The sequence below is a fragment of the Caulobacter sp. ErkDOM-C genome, from assembly GCF_048541825.1.
Lineage (GTDB): Bacteria > Pseudomonadota > Alphaproteobacteria > Caulobacterales > Caulobacteraceae > Caulobacter.
The window spans coordinates 901,768-913,777 of sequence record NZ_CP183332.1; the positions used below are offsets into that span (position 1 = coordinate 901,768).

A 12,010-nucleotide genomic window follows, 5' to 3' on the forward strand; every position below is an offset into this window, starting at 1 on the left:
TATAGGCGCAAAGGTGGAGGCCGTCATGCCGGACGCTCGCCCTTTTAGGTTTCGGCGCCGGCCCAGACGCGTACAGCGCCACCGCGCTGGACTACTTTCGACGGTGGCGAGTCAGGTCGATGCCGTGTCGGTCGACCTTGTCGTAAAAGGTTTTGCGGGGGATGCGCAGCACCTCCAGCGTCGAGCGGATATCGCCCGCATTGGCGGCCAACGTCTCCTCGATGACCCGAGCCTCATATGTCGCGACGCGCTCGGGCAAGGGCGCAAGCTCGGTCGTTACGCCTATCCCGTTTTCGCCGGCCAAGCCAAGGGCGACACGTTGGGCGTAGTGGCTCAGCTCCCGAACATTGCCGGGCCAGGTGTGATTGTGAAGGCGCCACCGCACCTGGTCGTCAATCACTGGCGGCGGGCCGTTGAGCCGTTCGCAGGCGCGGGCCAGAAAGTGGGCGAACAGCAGCGGGATATCCTCGCGCCGCTCGCGCAACGGGGGGATGCGGAGGCGCACGACGTCCAGGCGATGGAAGAGATCTTCTCGGAATGTCCCCGCCTTCACCGCCCCGGACAGGTCCGTCTGGGCGGCGGCGACGACGCGAAGGTCCAGGGTTCGCACCTGGTTGGAGCCCAGGGGAGTAACCTCGCGCTCCTCTAGAACCCGCAGAAACTTGCCCTGGGCCTCGAGTGTCAGGGTCTCGATCTCGTCGAGGAACAGCGTGCCCCGGTCGGCTTGCTGGATGCGCCCGACCCGTTGGCGAACCGCTCCATCGAAAGCGCCAAGCTCGTGTCCGAAGAGTTCGCTGCTCAGCGCGCCCGCCGGAAGCGCGGCGCAGTCGACGGCGACGAACTCGCGATGGCGCCGCCGACCCCAATTGTGCAGGGCGCGGGCGGCCAGTTCCTTGCCGACCCCGGTTTCGCCCTCCAGCAGCACATCGACATCGGCGTTGGCCAGTTGGCGCAGCGTGGCGCGCAAGCGGTCCATGACGGGTGTCTGGCCTATCAGCGGCCAGTCGGCCTGAGCGCTGTCGGCCGTGGCGCGAAGGCGGCGGTTGTCGAGCACCAGCCGGCGTTTCTCCAGCGCGCGCCGAATGCTGGCGATCAGGCGGTCGGCGGCGTAGGGCTTGGCCACGAAGTCATAGACGCCCTCGTGCATGGCCTCCACAGCCTCTGCGACATCCGCGTGGCCGGTGATCAGGATGACCGGCAGATCGGGATCCTCATCCTTCAGCTTCCGATACAGCTGGCGGCCGTCCATGCGCGGCATGCGGATGTCGCTGACCACGGCCCCGGGGAAGTCTTGCCCGACAACCTTGAGCGCCGCCTCGGCCGAGGCGAAGGCCAGTACGTCGAAGCCGGCCAGTTGCAGCGCTTGAATGTTAGCGGCCCGAAGGTCGTTGTCGTCGTCGATGAAGGCGACCTGGTTGACCAAGAGTTCGGGGATCATTTGGCTTTCCGAAGCGTGATGACGAAGACTGCGCCGGGCGTGGCGGTCGTCTCCAGCCTGAGGTCGCCACCGAACTCGGCGACGATGTCGTGCGAGATCACCAGGCCCAGGCCCAGGCCGCGAAGCTTGGTGGTGGCGAACGGCGTGAAGAGCGTGGCGGCGGCCGCTTCGCTGACGCCGGGACCGTTGTCACTGACGAGCAACAGCACCTGGCCTCGGCGCAGGACGATCCGCAGCGCGATGCGAGGATTGGGGACGCCCTCCATCGCTTCGACCGCGTTCTGCAGCAGATTGACCAGCACCTGTTCCAGCCGAAAGCGCTCGGCCAGCACCAGCTGGTCCTCGTTCTCACCGGAGCGCTCGACCGCGACATCGTACTGGCGCAGGCGCGCGCCCATCAGCAGCAGGGCGCCGTCGATGGCGTCGCCCAGGCGCATGGGTTGGGGCGGAGCGTTGGTCTTGCGGGCGAACGATCGCAGCTCGTCGGTGATCATGCCGATGCGGTCGGTCAGCGCGGCGATCAGGGCAAGGTTGGCGCGCGCCGGATCGCTCTGCTGACGGTCCAGGAACACGGCGGCGTTGTCGGCATAGGTGCGGATGGCAGCGACGGGCTGGTTGATCTCATGGGCTACGCCGGCGGCGATCTGGCCGAGGGTGGCCAGCTTGTTGGATTGTACCAGTTCGTCCTGCATCAGCTGGACATGAGCCTCGGCCCGGCGGCGCTCGTCCATCTCGACGAGAAGCTGGTCGTTGGCGCGACGCAGTTCAACGGTGCGGTCTTCGACCCGGCCTTCCAGTTCGATCCTGGCCGCTTCCTGACGCGCGTCGCGGGCGGCCGATAGACCTCGCCAACGCAGCAGCACGGCGCCAAGGCCCGACAGGATCAGAGCGATGGTCAGGGCCAGCACCCGCGCCGCGGTCACCGCCGTCTGCAGGGATGGGCCCGTTGGGGTCAGGGTGAAGACCGTCCAGCCCGAGGCGCCCACCGCCGTGCTCGCGGCCATGAAGCGGGTCGCCGAGGCCTTGGGCAGGCTTCCCGATATCAACATCGGCTTGGCCCCCGCGACCAGGGTCGTGCTCAGGGGCAAGGGCGGGAACGCCGCCTCGCCGAACTGGTGGCTGGCGCGCAGGGCGTTCTGGGTCTTCATTTGAAGAGGACCGAGGGCGGAGAACCGCCAGGCCGGGATGCTGGTGACCAGCACCACGCCGTCAGGGCCCGCGACAAGGGCGGGCTCGGAGGCTGACCAGTCATCCTCCAGTGCGTCGAACTCGACTTTCACCACCACGACGCCCGCGACGCCCGTCGCATCACTGACCCGGCGCGCCATGAACAGGCCAGGGCGTCGGCTGACCGTACCCAGGGCAAATAGCTCGGCCACGCCCTTGGCCAGGGCGTCCTGATAGTAGGGGCGGAAGCCATAGTGCGAGCCAACGAAGCTGGTCGGCATCCGCCAGTTGCTGGCGGCGATCGTCATGCCCTTGGCGTCCAGCACATAGATCACCGCCGCGCCGGTGCCCTGGCTGAGGGTCTCCAGCTTGCGATTGAGAGCGTCGATGCTGCCGGGACCGCCGTTTCGCAGGGTCGAGGCGACGTCGGGGTCCTGGGCCAGCACGAAGGGCAGGGAGCGATGCTTGTCGAGTTCGCTGCGAAGCACCGCAGCGTGCAGCATGGCCGACGACTGGGCCTGGCGCGCCAGATCCTGACGCACCCGTTTGCCCGCCACTTCGCCGGCCATCAAGGTCGCAACGACGGTCAAGGCCATGGCGATGGCCAGGAACACCAGCCAGCGTCGCGTCTCGGGGTCCTTCGGTCGAACCATCCAGACTCCCCAAAGTCGCTTGGCGTCATCTTGTGTGGATTTACGCACAAAACCTCGCGAGCCGGAGCGGAAAAGCGCTCGCCCACCCCTGGTCGCATCAGGCCCACTTGGCGTAAATTCTTTTAAGAACAAAGGGATAGGAAACACTCGTCATTCGCTTGCGCCAGCGCTGGCGACAAATGATCGTCCTTTCAGGTCTCGACACCAAGGGACTTCATGGGATGGGAGCGCGACCTTCAACGGTCGCAGGGCAAGCAATATGCGTATCGACACCACCATGCCGGCTCCTCCGAAGAAAAAGGGTCTGCATCGGCAGCTCTACGCCCAGGTGCTGGTCGCCATCATGCTGGGCGCCCTGATCGGGCATTTCTGGCCGACGGTTGGCGAGGGCCTAAAGCCGCTGGGCGATGCCTTCATCAAGTTGGTGAAGATGGTCATCGCGCCGGTGATCTTCCTGACCGTCGCGACCGGCATCGCCGGCATGCGCGACCTGGAAAAGGTCGGCCGTGTGGCCGGCAAGGCCTTCATCTACTTCTTCTTCTTCTCGACCCTGGCCCTGATCCTTGGAATGATCGTCGCCAATGTGGTTCAGCCCGGCGCGGGCATGAACATCGATCCCGCCAGCCTCGACGCCGGCAAGGTGGCGACCTATGCGTCCAAGGCCCACGATCAGTCGATCGTCGGCTTCCTGATGCACATCATTCCCGACACCGTGGTCAGCGCCTTCGCCGGGGGCGAGATCCTGCAGGTGCTGTTCTTCTCGATCCTGTTTGGTGTGTCGCTGGCCATGGTTGGCGAGCCGGGCAGGCCGGTGGTCGACTTCCTCGAAAACGTCGCCCAGGCCTTTTTCAAGCTGGTTCACATCGTGATGAAGGCCGCACCGATCGGCGCCTTCGGGGCTTTTGCCTTCACTATCGGCAAGTTCGGCATCGGCTCGATCGCCAATCTGGCCGGGCTGGTGGCCACCTTCTATCTGACCTCGTTCGCCTTCGTGGTGCTGGTGCTGGGTGTGGTGGCCTGGCTGAACGGCTTCTCGATCTTCCGCCTGATGCGCTATCTGCGCGCCGAACTGCTACTGGTGCTGGGCACCAGCTCGTCCGAAGCGGCGCTGCCCAGCCTGGTCGAAAAGCTTGAAAAGGCCGGCTGCGCCAAGTCCGTGGTCGGGCTGGTGGTGCCCACCGGCTACAGCTTCAACCTGGACGGCACCAACATCTATATGACCCTGGCGGCGCTGTTCATCGCCCAGGCCTGCAACGTGCATCTGTCGCTGGGCGATCAATTGCTGCTGCTGGGCGTGGCCATGCTCAGCTCCAAGGGCGCTGCGGGCGTCACGGGCGCTGGCTTCATCACCCTGGCCGCCACCCTGTCGGTGGTGCCCTCGGTGCCGGTGGCCGGCATGGCCCTGATCCTGGGCGTCGACCGCTTCATGAGCGAGTGCCGGGCCCTGACCAACTTCATCGGCAACGCCGTCGCCACCATCGTGGTCTCGCGCTGGGAAAAGGCGCTCGACGTCGACCAGCTGAAGATCGCGCTGGGGGCGCCGGACGCGCCACCGCCCAAGCCGGTCGCCATCGACGCGCCCTCCGCGCCCTAGACCGCGGACCACAAGAAAAAGATATCCAGGGGAGAAACATGCACACCAAGTTCCGCCACAGCCTGATCCAGGGCGCAGCCCTCGCCGCCTTGCTGGCGACCGCTGCTCACGCTCAACAAGCGCCCGCCGGCGAGGAAGCCGTTAGCGTCGACGAAATCGTCGTCGTCGGCAGCCAGATCAAGGGCGCCAAGACCACGGCCTCGCTGCCCGTCACGGTACTGGACAACGCCCAGATCGCCGCCACGGGCGCGGTCTCGGGCGACGACCTGTTCCGCGCCATCCCGGCCATGGGCGATGTGTTCATCAATCCCAGCAACGCGGCCCAGACCAGCAACTCGACGCGGGGCGACGTCAATTCGATCAACCTCCGCAGTCTGGGCGTCGGCAACACCCTGGTGCTGCTGAACGGCCGCCGCCTGGTTGCGCACCCGACCAGCCAGTCGTCGGGCACCGTGCCGCTGTTGGGCTATAACGCCAATGCCATCCCGACCGCCAACCTGGAGCGGCTTGAGATCTTGCGTGACGGCGCGGCCGCGATCTATGGCGCTGACGCAGTGGCCGGCGTGGTCAACTCCGTTCTGCAGACCGATTTCGACGGCTTGACGGTCGATGCTCAGTACGGCGGGGCCGAAGGCACCCATCGCAAGGAGTTCAGCGGCAACATCTTCGGCGGCAAGAACTTTGCCGACGGGCGGGGCAATATCTCGATCAACGCCAACTTCACCGAGCGCTCAGCCCAGCGGCCAAGCGACCGCCCCTATACGGCGACCCAGGACCTGCGCCCGTTGTTTGACAGCGATCCGCGCTACACCGACAGCGCCGCGCCCGACAACCGTGGCAACCAGAACTCCTTCGCCAATTTCACGGTCGTTGCGGCCGGCGGGGTGATCCGGCAGGGCACGACGGCGCTGACGACGGCGGGCGGCTCTGGTCACATCCAGCCCAACAATATCGTCGGCTGTGGGGCTCAACTGGCCAACGGCCTCTGCCTGGGGTCGGGCAATCTGGCCACCGGCAGCACAGCCAACTTTCTGCGCTACAACGCGCCGCAGAATGACGCCACGACCGTTGCGCCCAAGATCAGCCGCCAGAATGTGTTCCTGAACGGCCACCTTGATCTCAGCGAGACCCTGACCGCCTACGGCGAGATCGGCCTCTATCATGCGCAATCCGAAGGCCTGACGACCCAGGGCACCAGCCTGGTGGCGATCGGCGTGCCGGCCAGCAACTATTTCAACCCCTTCGGCCCGGTCACGTTCGCCAATGGCGCGGCAAATCCCAACCGGTTGCCCAACCTGACCAACGTCCCGGTGACCGGCCGCGCGGTGACCTTCACCAACTACCGCTTCAACGATCTGGGCCCCAGCAAGGTGGAGGTGGAGAACTACCAGACCCGCTTCCTCGCCGGCCTGAAGGGCGAGAAGCTCGGATGGTCCTGGGACTCGGCGCTGCTCTATTCAAAGGCCGACGCAAAGGACGAGTCTGACGGCATCGACAGCGCCAAGCTGGCTGCCCAGCTGGCCCTGTCGACACCCGATGCCTACAACCCCTTCAATGGCGGGTGCCTTGACGGTGAGGGCGGTCGCGACTGCACGCCCAGCTCCGCCGCTGCGCTGGACGCGATCCGTTTCCGGCTCAAGCGCCACTCAACCACCACCCTGACCCTGGCCGACTTCAAGGTCTCCAAGCCCGACCTGCTGACGATCTGGTCCGGAGAGGTCGGCGTCGCCGCCGGTGTCGAGTTCCGCCATGAAACCCAGCAGGACCGCCGCGACCCCATGCTCGACGGTCGCACGCCGTTCACCGATCCCGTCACCGGCCTGACCAGCAGAAGCAATGTCACGGGCGTCAATGACACGCCCAGCACCAAGGGCTCACGCGATGTCGGCTCGGCCTTCATCGAGTTTGCTTTGCCGCTGGTCTCGCCCGAGATGAAGATCCCGCTGGTGCGGCGCATCGACGTACAGCTGGCCGGCCGCTTCGAGGAGTACAGCGACTTCGGGTCGGTCGCTAAGCCCAAGATCGCCTTTGCCTGGGATGTCGTCGAGGGCGTACGCGTCCGCGGCTCGTGGCAACAGGGCTTCCGAGCGCCGAACCTGGAGACTACCAACCCGTTCAGCTATTCACGGACCAACACCGTAACCGACTTCTACCGCTGCGAAGCCGACCTCAAGGCCGGCCGCATCGCCACCTTCAGCGCCTGCACGCGCGGGGTCGGCATCCGCTTCACCACGGCGGGCAATCCCGACCTCAAGGCCGAGGAAAGCGAAAGCTATTCGGTGGGCCTGGTCCTTCAGCCGACCTTCGTCCCCGAGCGCTTCGGTCGTTTCACCTTCACGGTTGACCGCTGGCAGATCGAGCAGGACGGCATTGTCGGAACGCTGGGATCGACCAACATCTCCGTCCAGGATTACCTGGCCCGGGTAAGCGGCTCGAACAACGCCAATGTCATCCGGGCGGCGCCAACCGTGGATGATGTCGCCCTGTTCAATGGCACCGGCCTGGCGCCGGTCGGCCAGATTTTGGAGATCCGTGACCAGTTCAAGAACCTGCAACCCCAGACGGTCAGCGGCGTCGACGTCGGCCTGAACTGGAGCCAGCGCACCGAGAGCTTCGGGCGTTTCTCGGTCAATATCGATGCAACCTATATGGACAAGTTCAGCCAGGACCTGGCGCCGCCGATCCAGGCGCTGTTCGACGCTCGTGCGGCCCGAACCATCAATCCGGCCACGCCACTGACCGATCCGGGCGATCTGTTGCGCAAGAACGGCAAGCCGGAATGGAAGGGCACGGGCACCATGACCTGGCGCGGCGGCCCGTATCAGATCGGCGCTTCGGTGATCTACACGGGTTCGGTTCTGGATACCGACTTCCTGGCTACCGACGGCACGCCGTGGACGGTCAAGTCGCTGACGACCGCGAACCTCTATGCACAGTACAGCTTCGAGGAACAGGACGGCCTGTTGTCCGAGACCCGCTTCCGACTGGGCGCCCGCAACATCTTCGACAAGGATCCGCCCCTGTCGTCGAGCGGCTTTATCGGATCGCTCTATAGTCCTTATGCCCGCTACTGGTATCTCAACGTCAGCAAGTCGTTCTGACGGTTGAGCTGCGACCGGTCGTCTCGCTCCCCCGCAGCGCGACCGGTCGCCCATTCTTTCGCGAGTGAGTTCGCCCGCCGATGATGTCGATGATCCAAGCCGTTCGCCGCGTCGCTCTGACCCTGGGTCTCATGCTCGTGGCCGGCGGCGTCAATGCTCAGGAGACCCGGGCCTGTCCCGAAGGCCTGCCTGCCGAGACCCGCTGCCTTTCGGGCCAAGACGTAAATGGCGCCTGGTACTGGATTGCCATTCCCAAGGCCTGGAACGGCTCTCTGGTGGTGCACGCCCATGGTGGTCCACGTCTGAAAGCGCCCAAGCCGGACGACGCCATCGACGACCTGCAGCGTTTCTCGGTCACCGTGGCCGAGGGTTTTGCCTGGGCCGGTTCGAACTATCGCCGCTCGGGCTTTGGCGTACGCAGCGCCGCCGCAGACACCGACAGTCTGCGCAAGATCTTCTGGGAAAAGTTCGGCCGCCCCAAGCGCACCCTGCTGCACGGACAGTCCTGGGGCGCCAACGTCGCCGTCCGGACAGCCGAGCTCTACGGCAAGGATGCAGACGGCAAGGTGGTCTATGACGGTGTCATTCTGACCAATGGCGTGGTTGGGGGCGGCGTCCGATCCTACGACTTCCGCGCCGATCTGCGGGCCGTCTACCAGTATTATTGTGGCAACCATCCAGCAGCGGGCGAGCCGGCTTATCCCCTTTGGCAGGGTCTGCCTGTTGGCTCGACGCTGAAGAACAAGGATCTGGACGAGCGCCTGAACGCCTGCACCGGGTTGGACAAACCGGTCGCTGAGCGCACGCCTGAGCAGGCCAGAGCGCTAAAGAACATTCTGGCGGTCATCCGCATTCCTGAGCGGACGCTGGACAGTCACCTGTCCTGGGCCACCTTCACCTTCGCCGACATCGTCAACCTTCGGCTCGGCGGCAAGAACCCATTCTCGAACGTGGGCGTGCTCTATGTCGGCTCGGACGATGATGCTGGGCTCAATCGCAACGTCGCCCGCTTCGCCGCTGACCCTGAGGGCGTCAGACGCCTCTCTGAGGATAGCGATCTGGCCGGCGAACTGACCGTCCCGACCCTGACAATGCACGCCATCAATGATCCGACTGCCTTCGTTGAACTGGAACACGCGTTCCGCGACACGGTGTCCAAGGCCGGAGCCTCGAACCTGCTGGTGCAGTCCTTTACCGACGAGGACGAGCACAGCAAGCTGGCGACGCCGCAGTACGCGGCCCTGCTGCGGGGCATGACGACCTGGATCGATCAGGGGGCAAAGCCTTCGCCCGCCACATTGGCCGCCGGCTGCGCCGAGGCCACGGCGACCTATGGCGAGGCCTGCCATTTCAACGTCGACTATTTTCCGCCCTCTCTTTCGACCCGGAGCTATGCGCGTCAAAAGCCGCTGGTGGTGTCAGTCCAACGCCAACTTGTCTCCACCAGGCGCGATTGGGGCAGGGGGCTCATCGTCAACCGGCGAGCGGCTTCCATTCGACGAAGGCCGCCGACCTTGGGGCGACCGTGACGCTTCAGGGCTTTGCTGATGAGTTTCAGCAGGGCAGCCTTGTCTCGGATCTTTGATGCAAAGGATTCCAGCACTTCGCCTTCGCAATCGACGCGCTCGCGGCGGATCTCCACAGCGATTATCGCGCCGCCCGGTTCCACCTGCTGCGTCCCGGACCGGAACCTGTTCCTGACGCCTTTTGGCGAACCACCGGCCAAACGCGCCCAACCCGTACGGCGCTAAGAGGTCGCCGCTGAGCGGTTAAGCTGACCGCTCCTCGCACGCCTAAAGAGCGCGCGCCTTCAGGGCGGCGATCCAGGCGCCGATGCGCTTGAGGTATGCTCGGCATCACGCACCAAAAGCGCCTTGCGGATCGTATCGTGCACAGCCTTGTCCATGGTGTGACCGACGATCAGGGCAGCGCCAGCAAGCGCCAAAAGGGCGGGCACGACGGCGAAGCTGACCGAGAGAACCAGGAGTGCCAGTGCCGCATTCTCGGCCCCCAGGTCAGCCTTGAACCCAAAAAACTCCAGCGCGCTGACAGAAGCAAAAACCGCGACCGCTGAGCCGATCTTTACAGCCCCGCTCAGCAAACCAAACATGAGGCCGCTGCGATCCACGCCGCTCCTGAGCCGCTCTTCGTCACCCAGGTCGGCCATCATGGCGCGCAGCAGTATTGGCCCCGCGCTGTAGGGCAGGCCGGCGAGGATCATGGTCACGATCCCCCAGACCAGGCCCTCTGGCGCGATCAACACCGATACCTGTGCGACGGCATAGGCGACTGCGGCGATGGCCAGGGCACGATGCTTGCCGATCGTCTGTCCCAGTCGCCCCCAAAGGGGCGCGCCAAGCAGTGCGCCGATAAAATAGAGCAGCAGCAGCAGGCCCGCTTCGGAGCGGTCCCACCCGCGGATGGCGTCAAAATAGAAGAAGAACAGAGTTCCGGCGATGACCGGGCCCGTTCCGAGAAGAATATCCGAGGCCAGCAATCGCATGATCGACGGCCGGCGGATCAGATCCAGATAGTGGCGCCAGGTTGCAGGCTGGGTGTTCGTCGGCGGCTCCGGCTCGTGAATGGCCAACAACGCCAGAAGGATGGCCACGGGCAGGCTCAACACAACGAACCAGCCCATGGCCCGCACGCCCTGCCCGTAATCGAGCCCGAAGCCGATTTTCATCAGCGGCGGCATGGCGAGCACAATGAGCATGCCCGCGACGGTGAAGCCCTGCCACCAACTGAACACGCGCGCGCGCTGCCCATATTCCGGAGCCAGCCGGGCCGCCCAGGTGACGTGCGCCATCGAGGCCATGGACTGGCCCAGAAAACCCAGGACCAGCCAAAACAGGATGTAGTTTCCGTCGATACCGGGCCGCGCCATGAACAGCATCCAGACCGCGAGGACGGCAATGGGCAGGCCGGCCACCAGCCAGGGCTTGAACCGGCCGAAGCGCGTGTTCGTCCTGTCGATCAGGAACCCGAGGGTCGGATCCAGCCACAAATCGAAAAGTCGAACGATGCCGAAGGCTATGCCAATAGCACTCAGGCCGACGCCCAGATCCGTGGCGTAGTAATTGGGAAGATAGACGACGACGGGCATGAGCATCGCCGCCACCGGAACGCAGGGCAGAGCGAAGGCCGCCAAGCGCCAAGTTCCTAAGGGCCTTTGGCCGCTGTTTGTTCCATCAGCGCCGATAGTCGACACCCCCCGTCATTCGGGTCACCTTAGCAACTTGACCAGAAAGAGCCATGCTAAAGCCCGTCCCGATGAAGCGGGCTCCGTTATTGAGCGGCGGGTTCGCTTCACAGTGTCTCCAAAGTCAAGTTCACAGCCCGGGGGGGACCGGCGCTGTGGACCCCCGCAGCCGCTACTAATCGCCGAAGCCGACAAACACCGCCGCTTCCGCCACCGACTTGCGCTCGGACACCACGGCATTGGCCGGGAAGCTCTCATCCGGCCAGCCCAGGGCGATGCTTTTCATGATCACCTGATCGTCGGCAATGCCGGCATGCTCTCGAACCACCGGGGACTGCATGATGCCCTGGCTGTTGATCACCGCTCCCAGGCCGCGCGACCAGGCGGCGTTGACCAGGGCGGTGGCGACCGCGCCGCAGTCGAACGGCGTGTCGTCGCTGCCGTCGAGGACGCGATCATAGGTGACGATCACACAGACCGGCGCGTCGAACTGGCGAAAGCCGCGCAACACCCAGTCCTGGCGGGCATCCTTGTCATCGCGCTCGATCCCCATGGCTGAGAACAGCTGCTTGGCGACCCCAACCTGTCTGTCGCGGTGCTGGCCGGCAAAGGCCTGGCCTGTCCGAAACTCCCGGGACTGCGGCACGCCGGCCAGGGTTCGCTCGGTGTTGCCAGCGCGGATTCGCGCCAGCGGCTGGCCCGTGATGATGTAGAAATTCCACGGCTGGGTGTTCATCGACGATGGCGCGCGCATCGCCAGGCCGATGATTTCCTCAATCAGGGCCCGGGGAACGGGGTCGGGCTTGTAACCGCGGATGCTCCGGCGGCCGAGGATAACGTCGTCAAACTGCATAG

The 12,010-nt window shown here is 65.0% G+C and carries 7 protein-coding genes; 3 read left to right on the plus strand and 4 right to left on the minus strand.

Annotated features, from left to right (window positions below; genetic code table 11):
- Positions 1-91: 91 nt before the first annotated feature.
- Together ACN2C8_RS04295 and ACN2C8_RS04300 are read right to left on the minus strand one after the other, a co-directional pair.
- The gene (locus ACN2C8_RS04295; protein ID WP_419254601.1) at positions 92-1,438 is read right to left on the minus strand and encodes a sigma-54-dependent transcriptional regulator; all 1,347 of its coding nucleotides are present in this window, start codon (positions 1,436-1,438) and stop codon (positions 92-94) included.
- Positions 1,435-3,258 (minus strand): sensor histidine kinase, encoded by a 1,824-nt coding sequence (locus ACN2C8_RS04300; protein ID WP_419254602.1) that lies wholly within the window; start codon positions 3,256-3,258, stop codon positions 1,435-1,437. Before ACN2C8_RS04300 ends, ACN2C8_RS04295 begins: the two co-directional genes overlap by 4 nt.
- Positions 3,259-3,517: 259 nt before the next feature.
- Between ACN2C8_RS04300 and ACN2C8_RS04305 the strand changes: the two genes are divergently transcribed.
- The 3 genes from ACN2C8_RS04305 (at position 3,518) to ACN2C8_RS04315 (ending at position 9,482) form a co-directional block, all read left to right on the plus strand.
- Positions 3,518-4,852, plus strand: coding sequence for a dicarboxylate/amino acid:cation symporter (locus tag ACN2C8_RS04305; RefSeq protein ID WP_419254603.1), 1,335 nt, complete (start codon positions 3,518-3,520; stop codon positions 4,850-4,852).
- Positions 4,853-4,890: 38 nt separating this feature from the next.
- Entirely contained in the window at positions 4,891-7,953 is a 3,063-nt protein-coding gene (locus ACN2C8_RS04310) for a TonB-dependent receptor plug domain-containing protein (RefSeq protein WP_419254604.1), read from the plus strand.
- Positions 7,954-8,042: 89 nt separating this feature from the next.
- Positions 8,043-9,482, plus strand: a complete 1,440-nt coding sequence (locus ACN2C8_RS04315) for a hypothetical protein (RefSeq protein ID WP_419254605.1) — start codon at positions 8,043-8,045, stop codon at positions 9,480-9,482.
- A gap of 281 nt (positions 9,483-9,763) precedes the next feature.
- Here ACN2C8_RS04315 and ACN2C8_RS04320 read toward each other — a convergent pair whose 3' ends face one another.
- Both ACN2C8_RS04320 and ACN2C8_RS04325 read right to left on the minus strand, forming a co-directional pair.
- Positions 9,764-11,164 (minus strand): MFS transporter, encoded by a 1,401-nt coding sequence (locus tag ACN2C8_RS04320; protein WP_419254606.1) that lies wholly within the window; start codon positions 11,162-11,164, stop codon positions 9,764-9,766.
- 166 nt (positions 11,165-11,330) lie between these two features.
- Entirely contained in the window at positions 11,331-12,008 is a 678-nt protein-coding gene (locus tag ACN2C8_RS04325) for a nitroreductase (RefSeq protein ID WP_419254607.1), read from the minus strand.
- Positions 12,009-12,010 lie beyond the last annotated feature (2 nt).